The sequence below is a fragment of the Streptomyces sp. NBC_01549 genome (genome assembly GCF_026339955.1).
In the GTDB taxonomy this organism is placed as follows: domain Bacteria; phylum Actinomycetota; class Actinomycetes; order Streptomycetales; family Streptomycetaceae; genus Streptomyces.
In genome coordinates this window covers 1,723,868-1,749,306 of record NZ_JAPEPW010000001.1, presented here as the reverse complement: position 1 = coordinate 1,749,306, position 25,439 = coordinate 1,723,868, and the positions used below count along the sequence as shown (strand labels likewise).

Genomic DNA, 25,439 nt, shown 5'->3' with positions numbered 1-25,439 from the left:
GAGCGCCATGGGTTTCCACACCCCGAAGCATCCGGGTCGCAGCCCCCACGGGGCCTCAACAAAAAACCCCTCATCTAGGAGCAATCGTGGCGCGCGACATCGCGGCTCCCTCCACCGTCCCCACCCAGCACAAGGAACTGATCTCGTGGGTCAACGAGATCGCAGAACTGACCCAGCCGGACAACGTGGTCTGGTGTGACGGATCCGAGGCCGAGTACGAGCGCCTGTGCGAGGAGCTCGTTCACAAGGGCACCTTCAAGAAGCTCGATCCCATCAAGCGCCCGCATTCCTACTACGCCGCTTCCGACCCGTCCGATGTCGCGCGGGTCGAGGACCGGACGTTCATCTGCTCCGAGAAGGAGGAGGACGCGGGCCCGACCAACCACTGGAAGGCGCCCGACGAGATGCGGGCCATCTTCACCGGAGGAGGAGACGCGGGGGAGAAGGGCATCTTCCGCGGCTCGATGAAGGGCCGGACGATGTACGTCGTCCCGTTCTGCATGGGCCCGCTCGGCTCCGACCTCTCCGCGATCGGCGTCGAGATAACCGACTCCGCCTACGTCGCCGTGTCCATGCGCACCATGACGCGTATGGGACAGCCCGTCCTCGACGAGCTCGGCACCGACGGCTTCTTCGTGCGTGCCGTGCACACGCTCGGAGCGCCGCTGGCCGAGGGCGAGGCGGACGTACCGTGGCCGTGCAACTCCACCAAGTACATCTCACACTTCCCCGAGTCCCGCGAGATCTGGTCGTACGGCTCCGGCTACGGCGGCAACGCGCTGCTTGGCAAGAAGTGCTACGCCCTGCGCATCGCGTCCGTCATGGCGCGTGACGAGGGCTGGCTCGCCGAGCACATGCTCATCCTGAAGCTGACCCCGCCCACCGGTGAGTCCAAGTACGTCGCGGCCGCCTTCCCGAGCGCCTGCGGCAAGACCAACCTCGCGATGCTGGAGCCCACCGTCTCCGGCTGGACGGTCGAGACGATCGGCGACGACATCGCGTGGATGCGGTTCGGCGAGGACGGCCGGCTGTACGCGATCAACCCCGAGGCCGGTTTCTTCGGCGTCGCGCCCGGCACCGGTGAGCACACCAACGCCAACGCGATGAAGACGCTGTGGGGCAACTCCGTCTTCACCAACGTCGCGCTCACCGACGACAACGACATCTGGTGGGAGGGCATGACGGAGGAGACTCCGGCCCGCCTGACCGACTGGAAGGGCAACGACTGGACGCCGGAGTCCGGTACGCCCGCCGCCCACCCCAACGCCCGCTTCACCGTCCCCGCCTCGCAGTGCCCGATCATCGCGCCCGAGTGGGAGGACCCCAAGGGCGTGCCGATCTCGGCGATCCTCTTCGGCGGACGCCGCGCCACCGCCGTACCGCTGGTGACGGAGTCCTTCGACTGGAACCACGGCGTCTTCCTCGGCGCCAACGTGGCCTCCGAGAAGACCGCCGCCGCCGAGGGCAAGGTCGGCGAGCTGCGCCGCGACCCCTTCGCCATGCTGCCGTTCTGCGGTTACAACATGGGCGACTACATGGGGCACTGGGTCGACGTCGCCAAGGACAAGGACCAGGCGAAGCTCCCGAAGATCTACTACGTGAACTGGTTTCGCAAGAACGACGCGGGCAAGTTCGTGTGGCCGGGCTTCGGCGAGAACAGCCGCGTCCTGAAGTGGATCGTGGACCGCCTCGACGGCAAGGCCGAGGGCGTCGAGACCCCCATCGGCATCCTGCCGGCCAAGGGGGCCCTGGACACCAAGGGGCTCGACCTCTCCGAGGCCGACCTCGACTTCCTGCTCACCGTCGACAAGGACGTGTGGCGCGAGGAGGCGGCGCTCGTGCCCGAGCACCTCAACACCTTCGGCGAGCACACCCCGAAGGAACTGTGGGACGAGTACCGGGCGCTGGTGCGGCGCCTGGGCTAGTCCCGACACGGATCTCCGCGGCCGGTCCGGCTTGCCCTGACCTGCGACGTCGTCAAGACCGGCCGCGGTGACAGCACCACCAACCGGGCCGGGGGCCCGCTGCACCGTACAACGGCGTGCGGGCGGGCCCCCGGCCCAGTTCTCAGTTCTGATCATCCACCCCCGAAAACCAGTACCGGCTCCGCCGGTTGCTCGGCGACCGAAGTCAACCGGCCTGCGTCTGGCATACGTTCGTACTGGGGTCGGCCCCGGCGCACCGTCCAAGCACGGTGGCGATGGTGACCAGCGTATTAGCAGACCCAGCCCACGTACCCCAACAGCCCGAGCGGTGCCGGAGAACGCGGCCGAGTTCGCCCGGAATGTCTACGAGGGGGAAAACGGTCGGCGCGATCTGACCAGCGACTGCGCCGATGTGGGTACTTATGAGGCGAAACATCGCAATTGTGAGGAGTCGGCCGGTAATCTTCGAGCGTCAGTCAGCGCACGACGAAGGAAGTCCGGCCATGTCATTCAACTCGGGGGAGCAGCTCAACTTCGGTGGTGAGGCCGCTGTCGTGCTGGAGGACCGCGGTGACGGTGGCTACCTGATCTCCAGCGGCCCGGCGCAGCTGCCGATCGTGGTCCCCGCCCCCACCCTCGAGGACGCGCAGCTCAAGCCCGCCGCGAAGCGGCTGTTCACCCCCACCGCACCGCACCTGCTCTCCGTGGATGACTTCCTCGACGACCCGGACGAGGTGCGCGAGATCGCGCTCAGCGCCAGCTACCACACCGATCTGCAGTACTTCAAAGGCCTGCGCAGCGACCACCGGTTCCTCTGGCCCGGCCTGCGCGAGGAGTTCTCGCGGCTGCTCGGCACTCCGGTCACCGAATGGCTCGGCCACAACGCCAACGGCGTCTTTCAGCAGACCGCGCACGACGACCCGCTGGTCTGGCACCACGACTCGCAGAGCTACGCCGCCGCGATCTACCTGAACCCGAACCCGCCTCCCGGTGCCGGCACCAGCTTCTGGCGCGACAGGACCTACGGCTGCCGACGTGCGCCCAACCATCCGAAGGAACAGGCACGCCTCGGCAGCTCCAAGGCCGTCGAGGCCGCGCGCTCGGTCGTCTACGACCCTTACAACCTCGAGCACGAGGACAACTGGGAGCTGATCGAGTCGGTCTCCGGACAGTACAACCGGCTGGTGATCTGGGACGCGAAGCTGATGCACTCGGCCACGTCGTACGAGCACTTCGCCGGGGAGCACGGCACCCACCGCCTGGTGCAGCTCTTCTTCTTCGACATCAACGTCTGAGAGGGCGTTTAGGAAGGTTTTTTGGCGCTAAGTTCCTCTTGTGGTCAACGGTTTTCAGGTGGATTCGCACTTTGCATGCGCCTTCGCGGCCTTCCGGGTGTCGACCTGTGCACCCGCTTGATCCGCTTTTCGGAATTGGATTCCGTCTGGTTTGGCAATGGCCCGGAAGCTCCCCGCCGGTGGGGAGTTTCCGGGCATTTCAGGCTGTGCACGTTGGTGATAAACACGGCAAAGCGTGTCGAGGGGGAATGTCAACTCAGCGGTTTCTCTTGGTTTATGGGGGTTCGGCTGTTGGCCGGAGTGCTGACCGAAGGCGATCTGGAAGGCCTTCAGGGGCGCCTTCGTGCGCCATGAGGCGCCGGGGGGGGGTGGGAGCAGTGCCGACAAGGCCGGGGTGCAGCGGTACCGCCACCGGTTCGTTGGTGGCGGGGAACTTCCGGGAGTCGTGAAGCCGATGGCCGGGAGGCCGCGGGGAAGGTCTGCGGTGTAGCGATCGAACCGAGTTGGTGAATCGAGGTCAGTCCTCGGCCGTGTGAAAAAGCGGCATTCATGGGCAATTCACCTATGGTGATGCCATGCGCGGAATCCTGTTGGCCGGAGGCACCGGCTCGCGACTTTGGCCGTTGACCCGCTCGGTGTCGAAGCAACTGCTCCCGGTCTTCGACAAGCCCATGGTCTATTACCCGCTGTCCACACTCGTGATGGCCGGCGTCCGGGAGATCCTGATCGTCACCACCCCCGAAGACCAGTTCCAGTTCCGTCGGCTGCTCGGCGACGGCAGTCAACTGGGCCTGCGGCTGGAATACATGGCACAGGAGCGCCCGGAGGGCATTGCCCATGCTTTCATCCTGGGCGCCGACTTCATTGACGACGAGTCGGTCGCCCTGATTCTGGGCGACAACATCTTCCATGGCAGCGGCCTTGGCACCCGGCTGGCCCACCACGACGATCTGAAGGGCGGCAGGGTGTTCGCCTACCAGGTCGCCGACCCCACGGCCTATGGCGTGGTGGAGTTCGACGAACTGGGTCGGGCGCTGTCCATCGAGGAGAAACCGGCCCGGCCCAAGTCCCGGTACGCCGTGCCCGGACTGTACTTCTACGACAACCACGTCGTGGACATCGCCCGCGGCCTACGGCCCAGCGTCAGAGGTGAGTTGGAGATCACCGATCTCAACCGCGTCTATCTGGAAGCCGGGGCGCTGCACGTCACCCGGCTCGACCGGGGCACCGCGTGGCTCGACACCGGAACCTTCAACTCCATGGTTCAGGCTTCGGAATTCGTCCGGGTGATCGAGGAACGCCAGGGCTTCAAGGTCGGCTGCGTCGAGGAGGCGGTCTGGCGGGCCGGCCTGATCGACGACGACCGGCTCCGGAAACTGGCCCAGCCGCTGCTCAAGAGCGGATACGGCGACTATCTGCTGGGGCTGCTGGAGGACTCCCGATACGTCGTCATGCCCCAAAGGGGCAGCGGATCGCCTCGCGAAGAACTGCTGCGCATGGGGCCGGGCGCTCCGGTGTAACCAACATCCCGAGACGCCCGTGCCGCGGCACCCATTGGGTCGACCAGGTCGCCGCCGCCCCTCCCACCCTGCGCAAGGTGTGGGTGGACGGCGGCGACCACCTGGCCACGGTCGTTCTCATGGCCCGCCCACTCACCGGCGAAGCCCCCGTCTCCTGGGGAGACGGCGATCTCTCAGGCGTGTCCCGATCGGCTCCGCTGCTGCGGCATCACCTCCTGGCGGTGCATCAGCACGAAGCCGCCCTCCTGCGCCACCAGGGCGTACCCCGCACGGCTGCTTTCCACCAAGTGCTGCTGTTCCGCCTCAGCGCTGAGGGGCGCGCCCAGCCACCCTCGCGCGCTGTCCGGCGCCCAGACGTCCACCATGATCCACTGGGGGTTCGGGCGGCTGTCGTTCGAGCCGTAGAGGCTGACGCTCGTACGGTTGCTGAGCTGGGGCACCAGATGGTCGGACGTCTGGACCGTGGCACCGTCGGGGATCTTGTCCATCAGGCGGTGGGCGACGGCGACGCGAGGATCGGTCCGCCAGGTGTCCGGCTGGACCAGCTGGAACAGGGCGAAGTTCGGAAGGATCACGAGGGTGATCGCGGCGCAGCCCGCGAGGTAACGGCGCAGACCGCGCACGCTCGTCCCGCGTCGCACCAGGGCGTCGATGAAGGCCGCGAAGACCATGGGCATCAGGACGAGCGAGTAGTGGAAACCCGTCCCCCAGTGCAGGCCGTTGCTCGACGTGAAGCGCCACACCAGAGTCGGCAGGGCGACCCACAGCAGCGGGGACCGCATTGCCAGGAACATGGTGGGAGCCAGCATGAGTACGAAAGTCGACACCTTCGTCTGGGGGGTGACCAGACCGATCGTGCCCCGGTGGAGCAGATCCAGCAGACCGCCTCCGCTGCCACCGTCCACTCCAGGTGCTCCAGAACCGCCCTCGACCAGGGACCAATAGGCGAAGGACCCACTCGGGCTGAAGGCCGGCAGAACCACGAACAGTGCTAGCGCCGCTGCGGCCACACCGGCTGCAACCGTGAACATGCCGAGCCTGCGGTCGCCTCGCCAGGCGATGACGAGACCGATGACGAGAACCGTGAGTCCGAGGTCCTCCTTCACGAGCAGCAGGGGCAGAGCCCAGTACGCGGCGGCGCTCAGCCGGTCATTCCCGAGGGCGGTCAGCGAGAACGCCAGGAGCGGCACGGCGAACGCCACTTCGTGGAAGTCGTAGCCGACAGCACTCGCGATTCCCCAGGAGAGGCCGTAGCAGGCACCGATCACCGCGCCGGCCGGGCCGCCCAGGGTCCGGCGTGCCCAGAGAGTCAGCGGGACGACGCTCACGGCGAGAAGCGCGGCCTGCACGACGAGGAGCGTTTCCGCTCCCCGCCACACCCAGTAGAACGGCGCCACGAGCGCGAGGATGGGAGAGAAGTGATCCCCGAGGACGGGAAAGTCCTGGCCCTTCACTTCGGAGACCGGCAAGTGTCCTTCCGCGTATGAGCGGACGACCTGATCGAAGATTCCCAGGTCGTAGCTGCTCGTGATCATCCGCTGGTGGAGACGGAGCGACACCGCCGCGTACATCACGAACAGCACTCCGGCCATGGCCCAGATCCACCATGTGCCGTCGAAGCGGCCGTTGTGCGGTGATGCGGCCACCGCCTTTTTCTCGAGGGTCGATTGCTGCGTCGGGAGCGTTGCGCTTTTGGTGAGGGGTGTTTGCATCGCGAGCCCTTCAGGGAACCGGGAGTAGCGGCCATCAAGATGCCAGCAGCACGCGGTATCCGACCTCGACCAAACTCACGTGTGGTCAGAATCCCCCGAATGGCCGCACACATCCGCGTCACCATGTAGGGCACGGTCTAAAGTCCCGCGGTGGATGTCCCGAAGACATGGAGGTAGTGAGCGGCGAAAAAGCCGCGCGGTGGAAGGGAGCATCACGTGAGACCACTGGGCATCGAAGGGGCCTGGGTGGACACACCCAAGGTTTTCGCGGACACCAGGGGACGATTCCACGAGTGGTTCAAAGGTGAAAGGTTCCACGATTGCATCGGCCAGGGACTCCAACTCGAGCAGGCGAATTGCTCCCGCTCCGCTCGCGGCACTCTCCGCGGTATCCACTATGCGTCGGTCCCGCCCGGCCAGGCCAAGTACGTCACATGCGTCAGCGGCGCCGTCCTCGACGTGGTGGTCGACATCCGTACCGGCTCCCCGGATTTCGGGAAATGGGAGGCGGTCCGACTCGATGACACGACGCACCGCTGCGTCTACCTCTCGGAAGGACTGGGCCACGCCTTCATGGCTCTGGAGGACAACTCCACTGTCGTCTACCTGTGTTCGCAGGGATACGCGCCGCAGCGTGAGTACGGGATCAATCCGCTCGACCCCGCGTTGGGTATCGCCTGGCCCGAGGACCTCGCACCGTGCCTTTCGGACAAGGACGCGGCGGCGCCCACACTGGAGGAAGCCGAGCGGCAAGGTCTGCTGCCTTCCTTCGAGGACTGCACCGCGTACCGCGGAAGTCTCGTGAGCGGCACCTGAGACAGTCGGTCTTCGGCGAATCCCCGCCCTTGCGGCGGCGCTTCGCGCTGTCGGCAATCACCGGCCGCCATGACATTGCGCCGGAAAGCCGGTACCACGCCGGAATCGGCCTGAAAAAGTGTATTGAGGCCGCACGGGTGATCTTCGCCTATGACACGGACCGAATCGTAATTATTCAATCTCCGGATGTGAAAACTGGGTGTGTCAGTAACCGAAGCCACGTGACACGCATGCGAATGAAGCGCACCGAGTGCGCGCTTGCGGTCTGATGCGTCCAAGTTCCCGAGGAAGGTTCTCTGTGAGCCGTAGAACGATCCGAAGTTCACGCGTGAAGTCCGCCGCTATGGTGTCGGTCGGCGCGCTTGCCGTAGTGCTCAACATCGCCCCGAGCGCGACGGCCATCGCTGACGCGATCCACAGGTCTGGCAGCAGCACCGGCGCTGGTGAGGTTGCGACGCCCGGCCCGAACGGCGCAGTGAGCGCCCGCGGCGGCGACCGTGGGCCGCAGGGGCCCCGCGGCCACGACGGCCACGACGGCCACGAAGGTAAGCGTGGTCCGCAGGGTTACCAGGGTGCGCAGGGCGCGCAGGGTAAGCAGGGCAACCAGGGTGACCGGGGTGCGCAGGGCTACCAGGGCAACCAGGGTGACCAGGGCTTCCAGGGCAACCAGGGTAACCAGGGCAACCAGGGCAACCAGGGTGACCGGGGTGCGCAGGGCTACCAGGGCAACCAGGGTGACCAGGGCTTCCAGGGCAACCAGGGCAACCAGGGCAACCAGGGTCCGCGGGGCTACCAGGGCAACCAGGGTCCGCGGGGCTACCAGGGCTTCCAGGGTAACCAGGGCTACCAGGGTGCGCAGGGCAACCAGGGTAACCAGGGCTACCAGGGTGCGCAGGGCAACCAGGGCAACCAGGGTGACCGGGGTGCGCAGGGCAACCAGGGCAACCAGGGCAACCAGGGTCCGCGGGGCTACCAGGGCTTCCAGGGTAACCAGGGCTTCCAGGGTGACCAGGGCAACCAGGGCTTCCAGGGGAACCAGGGTCCGCGGGGCTACCAGGGCTTCCAGGGCAACCAGGGTAACCAGGGCTTCCAGGGTGACCAGGGCAACCAGGGCTTCCAGGGGAACCAGGGTCCGCGGGGCTACCAGGGCTTCCAGGGCAACCAGGGCAACCAGGGCTTCCAGGGTGACCAGGGCAACCAGGGCTTCCAGGGCAACCAGGGTCCGCGGGGCTACCAGGGCTTCCAGGGCAACCAGGGCAACCAGGGTTCCTCCGGCATCAAGACGTACGTCAGGCTCGCCAGCTTCGACCCGCCCGCCCAGACGGTGACTGCCACGTGCGACCCGGGCGACATCGCCACCGGCGGCGGATTCAACGGAAATAGCGCCAACGTCCAGACCAGCAGGCCCTTCACCTTCGGTAGCGGAGACACCCCCACGGGGTGGCAGGTTTCCGTCTCAGCTGCCCCCCCCAGTACCCCCCCGGGCCCCAACACGCAGACCGCCTATGTGGTCTGCGCCGATATCACCCCGTAACTCCCATGCGAGCGGTAGCGCGCTACCAGCCATTCGCTTCCGCTTCCGCTGGGAATGAGCGACGGTGCCCCCGATGCTTCGGCCTCGCGGGCACCGTCCGCATTGTGTCCGCGCCCGCGACCTGGCGTCTGAAGCTTTGGTGCTGGACCCTGGGCAGCAAAAAACTCGGAGAAATATGCGCATCCTTGTGACCGGCGGCGCCGGATTCATCGGTTCGGAATACGTCCGCCGACGGCTGGAATCGGATCCGACAGCGCGGATCACCCTCCTCGACAAACTCACCTACTCGGGGGTCGAGGCCAATCTGGCACCGGTGGCGGAACATCCGGGCTACACCTTCGTCCGGGGCGACATCTGTGACCCGGACGTCGTCGACCAGGTGATGGCGGGTCAGGACGCGGTGGTGCATTTCGCCGCCGAGTCGCATGTGGACCGGTCGATCGACGGGGCCGGTCCGTTCGTCCGTACGAATGTGATGGGCACGCAGGTGCTCCTGGACGCGGCCCACCGGCACGGCGTCGGCCGCTTCGTCCACGTGTCCACCGACGAGGTGTACGGCTCGATCAGCGAGGGTTCCTGGACCGAAGGTTGGCCGCTGGCGCCGAACTCCCCGTACTCCGCGTCGAAGGCCGGCTCCGACCTGCTCGCGCTCGCCTACCACCGCACCCATGGCCTGGATGTCGTGGTCACCCGGTGCACCAACAACTACGGGCCGTACCAGTTCCCCGAGAAGGCCATCCCGCTCTTCATCACCAACCTGATCGACGGGAAGACGGTCCCCCTGTACGGAGACGGCCGCAACATCCGCGACTGGCTGCACGTCTCCGACCACTGCCAGGGCATCGACCTGGTCCTGCACGGCGGCAGGGCCGGGGAGATCTATCACATCGGCGGCGGGACCGAGTTGAGCAACCACAAGCTCACCGGCCTGCTGCTGGACGCGGTCGGCGCAGGCTGGGACCGGGTCGAGTACGTGGCCGACCGCAAGGGCCACGACCTGCGCTACTCGCTGGACGACAGCAAAATCCGCGAGCACCTCGGCTACGCGCCGCAGGTGTCCTTCACGGAGGGTCTGGCCGCCACGGTCGCCTGGTACCACGCACACCGCGCCTGGTGGGAGCCGCTGAAGGAGAGGGCCGAGCTGCGATGACCATCAGCTGGCTGGTGACCGGTACGCGCGGGCTCCTCGGCCAGGACGTGCTGGCCGAGCTGGCTGCCGATCCGGACGCCGCGGTGACGGGACTGAGCCGTGACCAGCTCGACATCACCGACCCGACAGCCGTGCGCACGGCCGTCACCGGTCACCGAGTGGTCGTCAACTGCGCTGCCTGGACGGACGTCGACGGCGCGGAGCGGTCCGAGTCGGCGGCCACAGCCGTGAACGGCACAGGCGTCCGCCACCTCGCACGCGCCTGCGCGGACAGCGGCTCACTCCTGCTGCACATCTCCACCGACTACGTGTTCCCGGGCGACTCCCGTCGACCGTACCCGGAAGACGCACCGACGGATCCCGTCAACGCGTACGGACGGAGCAAACTGGAAGGGGAGCGGGCAGTCGTCGAGCTGCTGCCCCGCGCCGGCTACATCGTGCGCACCGCCTGGCTCTACGGCGCGCACGGCCCCAACTTCGTGGCCACGATGCTGGAACTCGCCGCCCGCCGCGAGACCCTGGATGTGGTGGCCGACCAGCACGGCCAGCCGACCTGGTCCCGTGCGCTCGCCCGGCAGCTGGCGGCCCTCGGCCGTGCCGCCCTGGCCGGTCGGGCCCCGGCGGGCATCTACCACGGCACTGCGGCCGGTCACACCACCTGGTGCGGCCTGGCGCGGGAGACCTTCCGTCTCAGCGGCCTCGATGCCGAGCGCATCCGCCCGGTCGGCTCGGACAAGTTCCCGCGTCCGGCCACCCGCCCGGCGTTCGGTGTACTCGGTCACGGCAACTGGCTGCGGGCCGGCCTCGCGCCCCTGCCCCGCTGGGACGACCAGCTGACCGCGGCCCTGAAGGCGCCCGCCTTCGCCGCTCTGGTCGCCGCGGCGCGCCCGAGCGGCAGACGCCTGCCGACCTGAGGGAGGACACGGCCACGACCGAGACGGAACGGCCCAGAACGCTACGAGGCGCCCGGCGGAACCTGACAGATCCGCCGGGCGCCTCGTCACGCAGGCCCTAGACCAGCAGCGGTCCGCCGCACCGGGCGGCTCCCTGCTTCATCGCGATGAGGTTGGCGACCACGTACGAGATGTCGTTCTGGGCGTGCCACTCGGTCGGGAAGTAGGTGACCAGCCGTGACGTCTGGAACTGGGCATCGAGGTCGGGCACGAAGACACGGTACTCGTTGTCCGTGTAGTACCAGAACGAGTTCTCGTTGTAGTAGGCGACGTGAGTCGGGTCCTGGTAGGCGCCGCGGCCGTCGGAGCTCGGCGTCATGGTGAGGAGCATGCCGCCGGGTGCCAGCAGCCGGTACAGCTCGTTGATCAGCGGCACCTTCCCGGGCACGCGCTCCAGGAACTCGGTCGCCCGCACCAAGCCGACCGATCCGTCGGGCAGGTCCAGCTTCCCGGGCAGGGCCGCGACGAGGTCTACACCCTCTCCCGGGTACTGGTCCACGCCCACGTAGCCGGGCGGCTTCCGGCGGGCCGCGCCGAGGTCCAGCGCGAGCAGTCCGCGCCGCTGGGTCCAGGCGAGGGCGTTGGCCTCGATGTACTTGTCGTACAGGACGACTGTCTCGCGCTGGATGTGTGCGTTGATCTCCGGGTCGAGCTGGGTGTTCGTGGAGTGGATCCGCTGGAGGTACAGGCAGCGGTTGATGTGGTGGAAGTCGCCGGCGTGGAAGAGGCGGCACATCAGGTCCTGGTCGTCCAGGACCGTACGCGTGGCGTCGTACCCGCCGACCTCCTCGTAGGTCTCCTTGCGAAACGCCCGGACATGGTTGGGCGCGTACCAGATGTACGAGACGTTGTGCGGCGTCGCCGCCAGGGAAATGGCCTGCAGCAGCTTGCGGCCGTCGACGTCCACCTCCTCGTACTCCCAGCCGCACGTCTCGTCGAAACGGAGTTCCTCCCGCTTGCCTTCCTCCGTGATGTGCGCGGTGTTGCTGTAGACGAAAACGGCATCGGGGTGCGCGTCGAACGCCTCGCCGAGCTCCGCCAGGCACGCCTTCGCCAGGAGATCGTCGTGGTCGAGTTCCACGAGGATCTCGCCGCGCGCCAGTTCACAGGCCCTGCGCTTCGCCGCTCCGACGCCGTGGACGTCGTCCGCGACCTCCAGACGGACCCTCTCGTCGGGTCGCTCCGGCCGCCACCGGGCGCCGTTGTTGAGCAGGACGATCCACTCCCAGTCCGAACAGGTCTGCGCCTGCAGGGACGCCAGGCACTCATCGAGGAAACGGGGACGGTGGCTGGGGGTGAAGACAGAAAACCTGGGCGTCGCGGTCGACGTCATCTGATGCTCCCTGCTTGGCTCGATGTCGGGGAGGGGCTGACGGAATCCCGGAAATCTTCCGGTACTTGGGAACGCAGCGAGGGATTGGCCGCGACGGCACGCCGGAACTCGTCCCCGGCCTCGTCGGCGCGGCCCTTCTCCGCCAGGAGAAGCCCGAGTTGCATGTGGATCACGGCTGCTTCCGGTTCGGCGGCAACGGCACGCTTCAGGAGTTCCATGGTCCGGTCGGGGTCGCTCGACTTCAGCATCATCGCCTCGCTGAAGAGAGCCGACGTGTATGACGGATCGATCTTCAGAGCCTTGTCGTAGGCCGCACGGGCATCGAGCGTCTTGCCGTTCTGCTGCGCGATGAAGCCCAGGTTGTACCAGGCGAGCTTGTTGTGAGGGTCCAGTTTCAGCAGCCGCCCGTAGGTATTGACCGCCCCCTCCGAATCGTTGAGCTGTCGCTGTTGCAGAAGAGCGGTCTGCATAAGCGCGTCGACCTGTTGGTTCTTCGTCCAGATTGCTGGCGTGGTCTTGGAATCCGGGGCCAGGGTCGGATGGGGCTGAATCGCCCAGACGGTCACGCCTGTGGCAACCGCCAGCGTTCCGGCGAGCCCTGCCCACAATCGCCTACGTTTCACTTGGTCACATCTCGCGGAATAGTGAGGGACGGATGGATGCGGCTGATTTCCGAATCACCGTCATCTTCGCCGACGTTACGAGGCCGTCCTGATGAGTCGCCATGTGGCAGGCACTTGGGGGCTTGCAGACCACCCGAATGCACGTATCAAGGATGTGCATCATCGAAACCGATGTCGCGAATCTCTTGCTCTCATCGGGTAATTGGGCGGGCTGTTCGGCTCCTCATCCTCTGATAGGCCACCACCACGGCGCTCATGCCGATGAGAACGGCTGCCTGGACGTCATGCGACCTCGGCGGCGAGCTGCGCGCGAGAACTTCAGTTCCCTCCAGGCGCGTGACACGCCGTGCTGGTGGTTGTGCCGGCGGTCGTCGCGAAACAGCTCCAGGGCTGATGACCGCTCACTGTGAGCGTCCGCGGTCCTCCAGATAGCGCGTGTGCGACTCCTGGCGCCGGGCTTCGACCTCTCGCAGGGCCACCGCCAGCCGGTCGGCCTCCTCCTGCAGCAGGGTGAGCTGGCGCTCCAGGTGGCGTTCCGGCGGTTCGGTGCCGGGCGTCAGCCGGGTCCACCATCGTGTCCGTACGAAGGTGTCGACGGCCTCGGGGATGTCCTGCCGTACGGCACGGGACAGCGCGTGCACGCCCTCCGGGTCCTGCGCGAGCACCTCGGCGACCCAGCCGGGATCCAGAAGCGCGGTCAGGAGCTCGGTCAGTTCGGTGAGCCGGCCCGCCGCCGCCGGGGGCAGTTCCACACCGTCCAGATACTCCCGCAGGCGGCCGAAGTCGCCCCGTAGCTCCTCCAGTTGGGCCGAGGGGTGCGGGAAGTCCGGCAGTGGCGGCCGCTCCGGCGGGGCGATCAGGGCGCCCGCCCCGTACAGCCCCGCGACGACGACCGGCCAGTACGGGCCCGCGACTCCCGCGAACGTGAGGGCCAGACCTACGAGCCCGCAGGCGCTGCCGGTGAGGTTCTTGCGGGACTCCAGGTACCTCAGGGGGTTCTTATTGGTAGCCACGGATCTCCTCGAAGGCGCCGTCGAGCGAGCCCTTGCGGGCGTCGAAGAGGCGGCCGCCGGTCAGGTCGGCGATGTGCTGGAGCTCGCCCCGGTCGGAGTCGCCGAACAAGATCGGGAAGACCGGGATCTCCTTCTGTTCGCCCGGCAGTCGGCCGTAGAAGCCGTCGAAGTCCTCGGGGTCGGCGCCGCTCGTGTTCTCGCCGTCCGTCATCAGCACGATCGACGTGAACGTGTCGCTGCCCGCGCCCAGATGCTCGTAAGCCTTCTCCAGCGAGGTGTAGATCGCGGTGTCGCCGGAGGCGCTGAGAGCCTCGGTGTCCTTGCGGATGCCGTCGAGACCGGCCCCTGGGTCCTCGGGCCGCACCACGTGCGTGTGGACGCTCTTGACCTTCGAGCCGAACGGCATCAGCGTCACCTCCTCGCGGTCACGGAAGTCGCCCGTCAGTCCGGTGAGCGCCTTCTTCAGCCGGTCGAGCCGGCCGCCGCCCATCGAGCCGGAGGTGTCGAGGACGTAGACGGTTCGGGAGGGCCGGCGGAGCTTGTTCTCGTACGAGTCGAGGAGGTGGTCGGCGACGGACCGGCTGCCGGGGAAGGGGAGTTCACGCCGCCGTCCGGTGTCGAGGCCGGCCGCCGGGGCGACGGAGGCGACGACCGGGCGGCGCCGCGTCTGCTGGGTGATCTCGCGCTGGACGGCCGGAGCGCGCAGCGCCTCGGTGAGGCGGCGGACACTTTCGCGGGTGTCCTTGCTGGAGGAGGCGAGCGAGGAGAGCGGGTAGTCGGCGGTCACCACGCCGTCGCGCGGGCGGATGACCGTGAGCCCCTTCATGCCCTTGAGGATCGACTCGTAGTTGAGCAGGGCGTCCACGGTGCCGCGCCGCTCGTACGCCGTCGCCAGCCAGCCCGAGGACCCCGACGTCAGCTTCTGCCCCTTGAAGAACTCCTTCAGGCGCCCGGTCGCCTTCGCCACGTCCGCGTCGGTGAGCGCCGACTGCGCCCCGGACAGCCCCGAGGCCACCGAGATCAGCGTGGAGAAACCGGAGTTGGAGCGGGCCGGGTCGGTCATGCCGTACGTCAGCTTCCGCTCCGCGACGGCCTTCTCGACCTGCGACCAGGTGACGTCCTGCGGCTTCCAGCCCAGCGCGCTCACGGTGGCCGGCTTCACCCCGATCGCCACCGGGCTCGACATGATCGGGGTCTGGGAGACGACTTTCTTCGCCGCTTCGGGGCGCAGCCGCAGATAGTCGTCGGACGACAGCCACAGAGCGTCGTACGCGCCGTCCACCTTGCCCTTCGCGAGCAGGTCGACGGCGGAGAGGGTGCCCATGTAGGTGGGGCGGACCTTGATACCGGTGTCCTTGCGGACCTGTTCGAGGATCGGCGCCATGTCGCTGAGCTCGCTGGAGGCGAGGACGCGCAGGGTGCCGGGTTCGGGGGCGTTGCTGTCGGACCCCTGCTTCTGGTCCTGCGTCGTGCAGCCGGTGACCGCGGCGGTGGCCGTGACGGCGAGCAGGGACACGACGGCGTAGGCCGTACGACGTCTCACGCGGAGCCCCCTTCCAGGGCGCCCTGCGAGCGGCTGCGCTCCAAGTAGGCGCTCGCGTGCTGGAGTTCGGACGTGAGGGACTCGACGGTCGCGGCCATCGACTCGGTCGCCTGGACCTTGTACGTGTCGATGGCGTCGAGGGTGCGGTAGATCTGCTGGAAGGCGGTGCGCAGGGTCTCCGCGCCGACGGCCGGGTCGGCGGCGATGCGCTGGATCTCCCCGCTCTGGGTGGCGAGCATCTCGGCGTTGCCGCGGATCAGGTCCTCGGTCGTGCCGCGCAGGGCGTTGACCTGGTCGACGACCTTGCGCTGGTTCTCGAGGGCGGAGGCCAGCATCACGGAGATGCGCAGCGCGGACACCGTGGTGGTGGCGGCGCGGTCGACGCCCTTGATGAGCTCGTCGTTGTTGCGCCGGACCACGTCCATGGCCAGATAGCCCTGCGCGCACACCGTGAGCTGGGTCAGCAGGTCCTGGTGCTTCTGCCGGACGGGGAAGAGGACGTCGGCGCGCAGGGTGTCGGCCTGCGCGGGGTCCACGGCCTCGGCGGCGGCGATGTGCTCCTCGACCGCCGTGTCCAGCGCCTGGGTGAGGACGACGTACTCCTGCAGCTTGCCCATCGTCTCCCAGAGCCGGACGCGCTCGGTCTGCAACGCCGCGTTGTCGCGGCGCAGTTCGTCCTGGCCGCCACGCAGCGAGCCCACGATCTTGTTCAGGGTGGTCTGCGAGGAGGCGTACTTGGCGACATGGTCACGCAGCTTGTTGCCGCCGGGCAGCTTGGACAGGAACTTCCGCCCCTTGCTCGCGGGCAGGTCGCGCGGGTCCAGGTCCTCGACCACACGGCGGAGTTCGACGAGCGAGCCCGCCACGTGCGACTGGGCGTCCCCGCCCTTGTCGGGCAGGCTGCGCAGGGTGCGCTCCAGCATGCGGTTGGACTGCGCGGCGGCGCCCCGCATCTCGCTCGCGCCGAGGCCCGCGATCTCGCCGACCTTGCCCGCGAACTCGGGCGAGCGGGCGTCGAGGGCGGCGAGAGAGCCGACGTACTCGGCGGCCCGGCGCGCCATCTCGTCCTGGACGGACGGGTCGACGGGCACCAGCCCGCCCGCCTTCTCACGGGGCACGGGCGCGACGGCCTCGGGCGGTGTGAGGGTGAAGGTGTCTTCGGTGGTCACGTGCTTTTCCCCCTAGTTCCCGGCCCGGCGCGCCATCTCGTGCAGCACCTTGTAGGCGGGCACGGGCGCCTGCCGGACGCCGGTCAGCTTCTGGTTGAGATGGGTGGCGTGGGCGGCGGTGGCCGCCGTGAACTCCGCGGTCGCGCCCTGCGGCCGGAACCCGTGCCTGACGGCGAGCTTGCGCAGGGTCGGGTCACTGCTGAGGAGCTCGCCGAGCGCGCGGCCCTCGGGAGTGAGGGGTACGACGGTGTGGTCGCTGTTCGCCGTGGTGTCCGGGTAGAGGACGGTGAGGTCACCGACGTCCTGGCCCTGGTTGAGCAGCGCGGCGACCTGAGACTCGTACACGAGCACGAGCGGGTTCCCGGCCCCGCTGATGAAGTCCCGGAAGGCCGCGTCCGTGCTGGACTGCTGGGCGCCCTGGACGCTGACGAGCTTGTGCATGAGGGGCGCGGTGCGCCCGATGGCGGCGGCGCCGGCCGCGACCCGGCCGCCGTCGGCGACGTACGAGGCGGCGGCGAGGTAGAGCGCGCCGGAGTTGGAGGTGTTCGGATCGGTGCTGGCGATGAAGAGCGTGCCGGTCAACTCGCCGTGCGCCTCTGCCCCCTTGAGCTGCTGCCAGGTCCGGTCCTGCCCGGCGGCCTTGAGGTACTCGGCCATCCTGAGCGTGCCGGTGCCCTTGCCGACGGTCGCGAGCCCGTTCGCCGCCAGGACCTCGGCCGCGCTGCGGTGCGCGACGACCACGAGGGGCGAGTAGAACGGGCGCGGCAGCGGCTGGCGTACGTGGTACTTGGCGGCCAGCTCGTCGGCCGGGGCCTGGCTTGAGGGGAAGGCGAAGTCGTACCCCTTGAGGTCCAGGCCGTCCATGGCCCAGGACCCGGAGGTCTCCGTCTTCACGGTGAAGCCCTTGGCAGCCAGGGCTTTCACCACGTCGGGATCGGCGAAGAACTCCGCCTTCTCCGATCCGATCACTCCTTGCACGGTCTTCGTTGCCGTGCCCTTGTCCTGACCTTCGCGGCCCCCGATGACGGCTGCTACCACGCCGCCGATCAGCAGGACCGCCAGGACGATTCCCGCGATGCGTCTCACATCGAGGAGAGTGCTCCCGGAACCCAACATTCCCGGCCGCGTCGGGTGAACGGAAGGTGTCCGACCGATCCCGGTATGCAACCGGAACGGCGGGTTCGAGCTCTCCGTCTCGGGGGACTGGCAGTACCAGGCTGTGGCGGCGGCGGGGGAGCACCATGGAGGGGTGAGCCAACGAGACCTTCGGGACCATCGCGAGCACGGAGAGCTCGGTACCGCGCTGAGGTACTGGCGCGACCGGACCACACCCCAGGAGGCCGGGCTGCCGAGGGGCGGCGCGCGGCGGGCGCCCGGACTGCGCAGGGAGGAGCTGGCGCAGCTCGCCGGGCTCTCGGTGGACTATGTCACCCGCCTCGAACAGGGCCGGGCCACCGCCCCCTCCGGCCAGGTCGTCGGCGCGCTCGCCCGCGCCCTGCGCCTGTCGGGACCCGAGCGCGACCACCTCTACCGGCTGGCCGGGCAGGCCCCGCCCGCGGCCGGACGCATCTCGCAGCACATCCCGCCGAGCGTGCAGCGCCTCCTGGACCAGCTGAGCCAGTCCCCGGTCGGGGTCCACGACGCGGCGTACAACCTCATCTCGTGGAACCCACTGTGGGCCGCGCTGGCGGGGGATCCGTCCGGCTGGCGCGGGCGGGAACGCAACTACGTGTGGCGGCAGTTCACGGGTCTGCCCAGCCGGACCACGCACACCCCGGAGCAGGAGCAGAGGCTGCGCACGGCTCTGGTGTCGGATCTGCGGTCAGCCACCGCCCGCTATCCCGACGACCGGGGGCTGCGCTCGCTGATCGCGGATCTGCGGCGGGAGAGCGAGCTGTTCCGTGAGCTGTGGGCCTCGCACGCGGTCGGGTTCCACACGGCCGACACCAAGACGGTCCACCATCCGGAGGTGGGGGTGATCGTGCTGGACTGCGACACGCTCGCGGTGCCGGGCGGGGACCTGCGGATCACGATCTGCTCGGCGGCGCCGGGCACGGAGGCGGCGCAGCAGCTGGCGCTGCTCGCGGCGGTGGGGTTGCAGACGACGGGCACTGCCCTCGGCTGACCGGTGGGATGTGTGGCACCCGGTCCGCACGTCGCTGCGGGTGCGCGCGGACCGGGGCCGTACGGGGGAGCCCTGGGGCTCGGGCTCTCAGCGGGCCGCGAGTGTGCGGGGTTCGGCGGCCGGGGCGTGGGCGTCCATGCGCTCGGCGGCCAGGATCGCGCCCGCCGTGTCCGCGCGGGACGCGGCGACGACGAGGGCACGGCCGGCGAGGGCGTGGGCCCGCTGGTGGAGAGCGACGACGTGCGGCTCGCGCACGGCGGCGGCCGACGCGCGGACCGGCGCCACTCCTCGCCGCAGCCGCGCCACCTGCTCGGCGAGCCGCTCGGCCGCCGCGTCCAGGTCGGCGGACGGCTCGATCGCGCGGATCTCGTCGGTCACCGCGAGGAGTGCCGCGAGGTGTCCGGCGAGCTGGATGTCCAGCTCCTCCTCGCGCGACCGGTGGGGGAAGTCGGTAGGGGTGTCGCCCGTCGTGTGGACCGACTTGGTGCGGATCGGTTCGTACATGGGGACGGCCTCCTGTGGTCTTTCAGGAAGCCATCCTAGCTTGGATTTCGTCTAAAGTTGAGCCGGTTCGCAAAAGGGGGGGAGTCTCATGGGGCATGAGTGATTTGGGTGATTGTGGACCGTTATGGCTGGCTGTAGCCGTCCAGGAAGTTCCCGATCCGGGTCACCGCGTCGGTCAGATCGCCCACGCTCGGCAGGGTGACCACTCGGAAGTGGTCCGACTCGGGCCAGTTGAAGCCGGTCCCCTGGACGACCATGATCTTCTCTCGGCGGAGCAGGTCGAGGACCATCTGTCGGTCGTCCTTGATCTTGAAGACCTTCGGATCGAGCCGCGGGAAGAGGTACAGCGCGCCCTTGGGCTTCACGCAGCTCACGCCCGGGATCTGCGTCAGCAGCTCGTAGGCGGCGTCCCGCTGCTCCTTCAGCCGGCCGCCGGGCAGTACCAGGTCGTTGATGGTCTGCCGCCCGCTGAGCGCGGCGACCACGCCGTGCTGGCCGGGCATGTTCGCGCACAGGCGCATGTTCGCGAGGATCGTCAGGCCCTCGATATAGGAGTCGGCGTGCGCGCGGGGGCCGGAGATCGCCATCCAGCCGACCCGGTAGCCCGCCACCCGGTACGCCTTCGACATGCCGTTGAAGGTGAGGGTGAGCAGGTCGGGCGCGATCGAGGCGGTCGGGGTGTGGGTGGCGCCGTCGTAGAGGATCTTGTCGTAGATCTCGTCCGAGCAGACCAGGAGGTTGTGGCGGCGGGCGATGTCGGTGAGCCCGCGCAGCATCGCCTCGTCGTACACCGCGCCCGTCGGGTTGTTCGGGTTGATGATGACGATCGCCTTGGTGCGGTCGGTGACCTTGCGCTCCACGTCCGCGAGGTCGGGCATCCAGTCGGACTGCTCGTCGCAGTGGTAGTGCACGGCGGTGCCCCCGGACAGGGACACGGCCGCGGTCCACAGCGGGTAGTCCGGTGCCGGTACGAGGACCTCGTCGCCGTCGTCCAGCAGGCCCTGCATCGCCATCACGATCAGCTCGGACACGCCGTTGCCGACGAAGACGTGCTCGACGTCGGTCTCGATGCCGAGGGTCTGGTTGTGCATCACGACGGCGCGGCGGGCGGCGAGCAGACCCTTCGCGTCACCGTAGCCGTGCGCCGTCGACACGTTCCGGAGGATGTCCTCCAGGATCTCGGGCGGGCACTCGAACCCGAACGCGGCCGGGTTGCCGGTGTTCAGCTTGAGGATCCGATGACCTGCCGCTTCCAGCCGCATCGCCTCCTCGAGTACCGGGCCCCGGATCTCGTAACAGACGTTGGCGAGCTTGGTCGACTGGATCACCTGCATGACGGTGAGCTTACGGCCGCGTAACGCTCGGCGGGGGGTGTTTTCCACCACGTGAGACGGGGCGTTTTGGGTCATTTTCTTCCCACGTTGTGCCGCAAGCCCTTGCAGTCCTTAGAATCCGCGCCTATGTCCTGGCATAGCGGTGAGACCGAGCCCGAGCCGAGGGTGTACCTCCCGAGCGGTGACGGCGAGACACCTCCGGCGTACGAGGTGTACGCGGATCCGGCGGAGGCGCACGGCTGGCAGGACGCGTACGACGGGTCGGGTCCGCGGACGGCCGATGACGACGGGCCGGGTGCGGGGACGGGCGACGACGGAGCCGGGGCGGGCCGTCGTGGCGGCTCGCGGCGCCGCCGCCGTGCGCGGCTCCCGCGGCGGAGGGTGGCGGTGGCCGGCGGCGCGGTGTGCGCGGTCGTCCTCGGCGCGGTGGTCGTGGGACTGTTCGACTCCGGGTCGTCCGGGGGCTCCTCGCCCTCGGGGCGGAGTGACGATGACGGCCGGGGCGCGTCCGCGTCCCCGGAGCCGACGGCTCCCACGGGCGCCTCGACCGCCGGGGAAGAGGGAGCGGCGCCGGGTGATGCGCCGACCGCCTCTCGCGGGGCCGCCGACCCGACCTCCCCGGGTGCGTCCGCCTCGTCGGCCCCGTCCACGGCCGCGTCGCAGTCTCCGTCGGCCGGGACGTCCACCACCCCCACCTCCACTCCCACCTCGACCACCAGCCGTAGCGCCGTCAATGGCAACCCCGGTCACGGCCGGGGCGCCACCAAGCGGCCGAAGTAGCCGCCGGGTCCCCGACGGGTTCCGCCCGGGACGCGGTGGGCCCCGCGGTGGCCTTCACCCCCGTTCGCTCGCCCGCGTAGGCGAAGCGCTCCGTCCCGCCATGCCGGCCTGCCCATGGCCGGAAAGCGCTCCTTGTTCCCCTCGCCCCCTCGATTGACAATGCGCATGACAAAACTGGAAGTGGCCGGAAGATCTCCGGTCGCCCAAGTCGCAAGAGGGGACCCCCACATGAGAAAGCCTCTCGTCGCCGCGCTCTTCGCCCTGGTGATCACCGGGGCGGGCGTGGCACCCGCGGTCGCGGCACCCGCATCCGCACCCGCGGCGGCGTCCGTGTCCGCGTCCGCGGTCAAGGCGGACACGAAGGCAGCGGCGCCGACCCTCCAGGCCGTCAGCCTCGCCGGGACCGTGGCGCTCAGCAACTGCTCCGGCTCCGTCATCCGCTTCCCCAACTCCGCGGCCAGTGACCCGGCGCTCGTGCTCTCCAACGGTCACTGCCTGGAGACGGGCTTCCCGGAGCCCGGCGAAGTGATCGTCGACCAGGCGTCCAGCCGTACCTTCGGCCTGCTCAACTCCGCCGGCACCCGGGTGGCGACCCTGCGGGCCGGCAAGGTCGCGTACTCGACGATGACCGACACGGACGTCACGATCTACCAGCTCACCAGCACCTACGCGACGATCCAGAGCTCGTACGGCATCGGCGCGCTGACCGTGCAGGACACGCACCCGACCGTCGGCACCGCCATCACGGTCGCCTCCGGTTACTGGAAGCGGCTCTACAACTGCAGCATCGACGGGTTCGCGTACCGCCTCAAGGAGGGCGACTGGACCTGGAAGGACTCGATCCGCTACACCTCCGCCTGCAACACCATCGGCGGCACCTCGGGCTCGCCGGTCATCGACCAGGCCACCGGCAAGGTCGTCGCCGTCAACAACACCGGTAACGAGGACGGCGAGACCTGCACGCTGAACAACCCCTGCGAGGTCGACGCGAGCGGCAACGTCACCATTCACCCGGGCATCAACTACGCCGAGGAGACCTACCAGATCCCGGCCTGCTTCACGACCGGCAACAAGCTCAACCTGAGCGCGAGCGGGTGCACCCTGCCCAAGCCGTGACCGCGGTGCGGCGGCGGGCGGTCACCGGGGAGTCCGGCGGACCGCCCGCCCCGCCAGCACGTCCGTGCGCCGCCCGTCCTCGATCACGAACCGCCCGTCGACCAGGACGTACGGGATGCCCGTGGGGAGTCTGCGCGGGTCCTCGAACGTCGAGCCCGCCGCGACCGTGGCCGGGTCGAACAGGACCAGGTCGGCGCGGTACCCCTCGCGGACCAGGCCGCGGTCGGGCAGCCGCAGCCGGGCGGCCGGGCGGCCGGTGAGATGGGCGACGCACTCCTCCAGGGAGAGGACGCCCAACTCCCGTACGTACTTCCCCAGATACTGCGGGAACGTGCCGTACGCGCGCGGGTGCGGCTTCTCGCCGCGCAGCACGCCGTCCGAACCGCCGGTGTGCACCCGGTGCCGCATGATCGCGCGGACGTTCTCCTCGTGCCCGACGTGCTGGAGGATCGTCGAGCCCAGCCGGTCGTCGAGGAGGAGGCGGCGGGCGGTCGTCCAGGGGCTCTCGCCGAGCCGGTCGGCGGACCGGCGGACCGTGCTGCCGACGTACGATGCGAGCGCCGGGTCGTTGACTCCCGAGATCTCGATCGTGTCCCACTCGATGGGCACGCCGTGGCAGCCGTCGGCGCCGATCACCTCCATGTGGTGCCGGATGCGTTCGGCCGTCTCCTCGTCCTTCAGGCGCGTGAGGATCGCCTCCGGGCCGCCCTCGCTCGCCCAGCTCGGCAGCATCGCCACGAGGGTGGTGCAGCCGGGGGTGTAGGGGTACGTGTCGAGGGTGATGTCCGCGCCCGCGGCGAGGGCGTCGTCGAGGAGGGCCAGCAGCTCCGGGGCCCTGCCCTCGTTGACGCCGAAGTTCATGGTGGCGTGGGCGAGGTGGAGCGGGCAGCCGGCCTCGCGGGTGAGGGTCACCATCTCCTCGTACGCCTCCAGGGCGCCCGCCCCGTACGAGCGGTGGTGCGGGCAGTAGTAGCCGCCGTACTCCGCCACCACCCGGCACAGCTCGGTGAGTTCGGCGTCCTTTGCGTACATGCCGGGGGTGTAGGTGAGGCCGGAGGACATGCCGACGGCGCCCTCGCGCATCCCGTCGGCCACCAGCCGCCGCATCCGCTCCAGCTCCCGCGCCGTCGCCGGGCGGTCGTCCCAGCCGACGGCGAGCATCCGGACGGTGCCCTGCGGGATCAGATACGCGGCGTTCACCGCGATGCCCTCGCCGTCGAAGCCGTGGTCGAGCCGGTCCAGGTACTCGCCCACCGAACGCCAGCTGAAGTCGATGTCGTCACCGGGTCCGTTCCAGCCGGTGATCGCGCTGCGGATCTCCGCGAGGGTGCGGTCGTCGACCGGCGCGTACGACAGCCCGTCCTGGCCGAGGACCTCCAGGGTCACCCCCTGCGCCGCCTTGGCGCTGTGGTCCGGGTCGCGCAGGAGGGCGAGGTCGCTGTGGGCGTGCATGTCGATGAAGCCGGGGGAGAGGGCGAGGCCCTCGGCGTCCAGCACCCGCCGGGCGAGAGGCCGCAGACAGCCGGCCGCCGCCCCCTCCTTGAGCACGGTGGTGATCCTGCCGCCCTCGATGCCGACGTCGGCGCGGTACGAGGGGCCTCCGGTGCCGTCGACGACCTCGGCGTCCCGGATGACGAGATCCATCACAGGGACCTCCAGGAAACATTCGTCACAACGGCCTCCTAGAAGAACGTACGGACGTAGTCCACGACCGTGCCGTCCGCCTCCACCAGCGGAATCAGCTGCCATTTGTCGAAGGACGTGCAGGGGTGGGACAGCCCTAGGCCCACCCAGTCGCCGACCTCCACATCCGCCTCCGGGTCCGTGCGCAGCCACGCGTGCTGGTCGGAGAGCGCGGTCACCGCCAGACCCGGCGCCGGCCGCTCGGCGCCGTCCCGCCGCACCACCTGGACCTCGGGCAGATCGAGGTCGTACGCCGCGTCCCGCTTGCCCGCGTTGGCGAAGGCCTGCTCGGGGGAGGGGCGGGAGACGACCTGGGCCCAGAGGCGGAACGCGGGGTGCAGGGCGCCCTCCTCGGGGACCCGGGTGAAGGGGGTCAGGCGGCGGTAGTGACCGTCGTCGTGCGAGACGTACGCGCCCGAGCGCAGCAGCTTCAGTACGGGAAGGGAGAGGTCGGGGAGCTCGGAGAAGACGTCCGCGACGGCGTCGAACCAGGCGCTGCCGCCCGCGCTGACGACGATCTCCGCCACCCCTTCGAACCGGCCCGCCTTGTCGAAGTCCACCGCCAGCGCGGTCAGCCGCCGCAGCCACGCGTGCACGCGCTCGGGGTCCGCCCGCGGGACCTCGCCTTCGTACCCCGCCACGCCCACCAGCCGCAGCGTCCGCGTCGCGGCCACCGCGTCCGCGACCGCCGCGCACTCCGCCTCCGTACGGACACCGGTGCGGGCCCCCTCACCGGCGGCGAGCTCGACGACCACGTCCACCGGACGGGTGTAGCCGTGCAGCGCCGCGTCCATCAGCTCGACGCCGCGCACCGAGTCGACGTAACAGACGAAGCGGAACTCCGGGTCGGCCGCCAGCTCGGACGCGATCCAGCGCAGCGCCGCCGCGTCGACCAGTTCGTTCGCGAGGAAGATCCGCTCGATCCCGAACTCCCGTGCCACGCGCACCTGGTGGGGCACCGCGAGCGTGATGCCCCAGGCGCCGTGCTCGATCTGCCGCCAGAACAGCTGGGGGGCCATCGAGGTCTTGCCGTGCGGGGCGAAGGCGAGGCCGTGGCGGACGGCGTACGTCTCCATCAGTTCGAGGTTGTGCGTCAGACGCTCGGCGGAGAGGGCGAGGACGGGGGTGGTGAAGCCGCCGGTGAAGAGGTTGCGGCGCTGGGCGGCCAGCTCGCGGACGGTCAGGCCCTCGGCGTCCGGGGGAAGGCCCTTGAAGCGGTGGTCGACGCGGTCCGCGGCGAGACGGTCCGCCCCGAGGGCGGCGGCTTCGGAGGCGGTCATGGGGCCTTCCCTTCAGGGGTGTTGCATCATG

At 69.1% G+C, this 25,439-nt stretch carries 21 protein-coding genes; 10 read left to right on the top strand and 11 right to left on the bottom strand.

The features are described 5' to 3' along the window. The first annotated feature begins 86 nt into the window (after nt 1–86). The 3 genes from OG819_RS07465 to rfbA all read left to right on the top strand — a co-directional run bounded on the left by OG819_RS07465 (nt 87) and on the right by rfbA (nt 4,740). Nucleotides 87–1,925, top strand: coding sequence for a phosphoenolpyruvate carboxykinase (GTP) (locus tag OG819_RS07465; RefSeq protein WP_266648572.1), 1,839 nt, complete (start codon nt 87–89; stop codon nt 1,923–1,925). Nucleotides 1,926–2,428: 503 nt separating this feature from the next. Then, nucleotides 2,429–3,220 carry a DUF6445 family protein gene (locus OG819_RS07460; RefSeq protein WP_266648570.1) on the top strand — a complete coding sequence of 264 codons (792 nt, stop codon included), beginning with the start codon at nt 2,429–2,431 and terminating at the stop codon, nt 3,218–3,220. A gap of 575 nt (nt 3,221–3,795) precedes the next feature. Beyond that, a complete protein-coding gene (gene rfbA, locus OG819_RS07455) occupies nt 3,796–4,740 on the top strand; it encodes a glucose-1-phosphate thymidylyltransferase RfbA (RefSeq protein WP_266628083.1) in 945 nt (314 codons plus the stop codon). Between the two features lie 173 nt (nt 4,741–4,913). Here rfbA and OG819_RS07450 read toward each other — a convergent pair whose 3' ends face one another. Next, complete coding sequence (locus OG819_RS07450) at nt 4,914–6,386, bottom strand: DUF2079 domain-containing protein (protein ID WP_266628085.1); 1,473 nt, start codon at nt 6,384–6,386, stop codon at nt 4,914–4,916. Between the two features lie 282 nt (nt 6,387–6,668). Between OG819_RS07450 and OG819_RS07445 the strand changes: the two genes are divergently transcribed. From OG819_RS07445 to rfbD, 4 genes are all read left to right on the top strand, one after another. Beyond that, nucleotides 6,669–7,268, top strand: a complete 600-nt coding sequence (locus OG819_RS07445; RefSeq protein WP_266628087.1) for a dTDP-4-dehydrorhamnose 3,5-epimerase family protein — start codon at nt 6,669–6,671, stop codon at nt 7,266–7,268. A gap of 328 nt (nt 7,269–7,596) precedes the next feature. Beyond that, nucleotides 7,597–8,802: a collagen-like protein gene (locus OG819_RS58545; RefSeq protein ID WP_323139329.1), complete on the top strand. Its 1,206-nt coding sequence runs from the start codon at nt 7,597–7,599 to the stop codon at nt 8,800–8,802. A 175-nt stretch (nt 8,803–8,977) separates the two neighbouring features. Next, entirely contained in the window at nt 8,978–9,952 is a 975-nt protein-coding gene (rfbB, locus tag OG819_RS07435; protein WP_266628089.1) for a dTDP-glucose 4,6-dehydratase, read from the top strand. Further along, entirely contained in the window at nt 9,949–10,866 is a 918-nt protein-coding gene (gene rfbD, locus OG819_RS07430) for a dTDP-4-dehydrorhamnose reductase (protein ID WP_266648568.1), read from the top strand. The genes rfbB and rfbD overlap by 4 nt, the downstream gene beginning before the upstream one ends. Nucleotides 10,867–10,963: 97 nt before the next feature. Here the strand turns inward: rfbD and OG819_RS07425 are convergent, their stop codons facing one another. The 6 genes from OG819_RS07425 to OG819_RS07400 form a co-directional block, all read right to left on the bottom strand. Further along, entirely contained in the window at nt 10,964–12,238 is a 1,275-nt protein-coding gene (locus tag OG819_RS07425; RefSeq protein ID WP_266648566.1) for a glycosyltransferase, read from the bottom strand. Continuing rightward, nucleotides 12,235–12,804 carry a tetratricopeptide repeat protein gene (locus OG819_RS07420; protein WP_266628095.1) on the bottom strand — a complete coding sequence of 190 codons (570 nt, stop codon included), beginning with the start codon at nt 12,802–12,804 and terminating at the stop codon, nt 12,235–12,237. The genes OG819_RS07425 and OG819_RS07420 overlap by 4 nt, the downstream gene beginning before the upstream one ends. Before the next feature lie 458 nt (nt 12,805–13,262). Next, a complete protein-coding gene (locus OG819_RS07415; protein ID WP_266648565.1) occupies nt 13,263–13,874 on the bottom strand; it encodes a hypothetical protein in 612 nt (203 codons plus the stop codon). Next, complete coding sequence (locus OG819_RS07410; RefSeq protein ID WP_266648564.1) at nt 13,861–15,417, bottom strand: VWA domain-containing protein; 1,557 nt, start codon at nt 15,415–15,417, stop codon at nt 13,861–13,863. Before OG819_RS07410 ends, OG819_RS07415 begins: the two co-directional genes overlap by 14 nt. After that, the gene (locus OG819_RS07405; protein WP_266648562.1) at nt 15,414–16,586 is read right to left on the bottom strand and encodes a toxic anion resistance protein; all 1,173 of its coding nucleotides are present in this window, start codon (nt 16,584–16,586) and stop codon (nt 15,414–15,416) included. Before OG819_RS07405 ends, OG819_RS07410 begins: the two co-directional genes overlap by 4 nt. 12 nt (nt 16,587–16,598) lie before the next feature. Continuing rightward, nucleotides 16,599–17,672: a substrate-binding domain-containing protein gene (locus OG819_RS07400; RefSeq protein ID WP_266628101.1), complete on the bottom strand. Its 1,074-nt coding sequence runs from the start codon at nt 17,670–17,672 to the stop codon at nt 16,599–16,601. Nucleotides 17,673–17,835: 163 nt separating this feature from the next. Between OG819_RS07400 and OG819_RS07395 the strand changes: the two genes are divergently transcribed. Next, nucleotides 17,836–18,711 (top strand): helix-turn-helix transcriptional regulator, encoded by an 876-nt coding sequence (locus OG819_RS07395; RefSeq protein WP_266628103.1) that lies wholly within the window; start codon nt 17,836–17,838, stop codon nt 18,709–18,711. Between the two features lie 87 nt (nt 18,712–18,798). On the opposite strand, the gene OG819_RS07390 is transcribed toward OG819_RS07395, so the two are convergent. Both OG819_RS07390 and OG819_RS07385 read right to left on the bottom strand, forming a co-directional pair. Beyond that, on the bottom strand, nt 18,799–19,215 hold the full coding sequence (locus OG819_RS07390; RefSeq protein WP_266648561.1) for a hypothetical protein: 417 nt from the start codon (nt 19,213–19,215) through the stop codon (nt 18,799–18,801). A gap of 122 nt (nt 19,216–19,337) precedes the next feature. After that, a complete protein-coding gene (locus OG819_RS07385) occupies nt 19,338–20,549 on the bottom strand; it encodes a pyridoxal phosphate-dependent aminotransferase (RefSeq protein ID WP_266628107.1) in 1,212 nt (403 codons plus the stop codon). 126 nt (nt 20,550–20,675) lie between these two features. Between OG819_RS07385 and OG819_RS07380 the strand changes: the two genes are divergently transcribed. Further along, nucleotides 20,676–21,329 carry a hypothetical protein gene (locus OG819_RS07380; RefSeq protein ID WP_266648560.1) on the top strand — a complete coding sequence of 218 codons (654 nt, stop codon included), beginning with the start codon at nt 20,676–20,678 and terminating at the stop codon, nt 21,327–21,329. Between the two features lie 228 nt (nt 21,330–21,557). Then, nucleotides 21,558–22,445 (top strand): serine protease, encoded by an 888-nt coding sequence (locus OG819_RS07375; protein WP_266628111.1) that lies wholly within the window; start codon nt 21,558–21,560, stop codon nt 22,443–22,445. A gap of 21 nt (nt 22,446–22,466) precedes the next feature. Here the strand turns inward: OG819_RS07375 and OG819_RS07370 are convergent, their stop codons facing one another. Both OG819_RS07370 and OG819_RS07365 read right to left on the bottom strand, forming a co-directional pair. Then, a complete protein-coding gene (locus tag OG819_RS07370; protein ID WP_266628113.1) occupies nt 22,467–24,089 on the bottom strand; it encodes an amidohydrolase family protein in 1,623 nt (540 codons plus the stop codon). Nucleotides 24,090–24,127: 38 nt separating this feature from the next. Then, on the bottom strand, nt 24,128–25,408 hold the full coding sequence (locus tag OG819_RS07365; RefSeq protein WP_266628115.1) for an amino acid deaminase: 1,281 nt from the start codon (nt 25,406–25,408) through the stop codon (nt 24,128–24,130). Nucleotides 25,409–25,439: the final 31 nt, after the last annotated feature.

Coding starts and splice junctions, on each gene's coding strand:
- OG819_RS07460 (WP_266648570.1), top strand. CDS start 2,429: ATGTCATTCAACTCGGGGGAGCAGCTCAACTTCGGTGGTGAGGCCGCT.
- rfbA (WP_266628083.1), top strand. CDS start 3,796: ATGCGCGGAATCCTGTTGGCCGGAGGCACCGGCTCGCGACTTTGGCCG.
- rfbB (WP_266628089.1), top strand. CDS start 8,978: ATGCGCATCCTTGTGACCGGCGGCGCCGGATTCATCGGTTCGGAATAC.
- rfbD (WP_266648568.1), top strand. CDS start 9,949: ATGACCATCAGCTGGCTGGTGACCGGTACGCGCGGGCTCCTCGGCCAG.
- OG819_RS07425 (WP_266648566.1), bottom strand. CDS start 12,238: ATGACGTCGACCGCGACGCCCAGGTTTTCTGTCTTCACCCCCAGCCAC.
- OG819_RS07390 (WP_266648561.1), bottom strand. CDS start 19,215: ATGTACGAACCGATCCGCACCAAGTCGGTCCACACGACGGGCGACACC.
- OG819_RS07385 (WP_266628107.1), bottom strand. CDS start 20,549: ATGCAGGTGATCCAGTCGACCAAGCTCGCCAACGTCTGTTACGAGATC.
- OG819_RS07380 (WP_266648560.1), top strand. CDS start 20,676: ATGTCCTGGCATAGCGGTGAGACCGAGCCCGAGCCGAGGGTGTACCTC.
- OG819_RS07375 (WP_266628111.1), top strand. CDS start 21,558: ATGAGAAAGCCTCTCGTCGCCGCGCTCTTCGCCCTGGTGATCACCGGG.
- OG819_RS07370 (WP_266628113.1), bottom strand. CDS start 24,089: ATGGATCTCGTCATCCGGGACGCCGAGGTCGTCGACGGCACCGGAGGC.
- OG819_RS07365 (WP_266628115.1), bottom strand. CDS start 25,408: ATGACCGCCTCCGAAGCCGCCGCCCTCGGGGCGGACCGTCTCGCCGCG.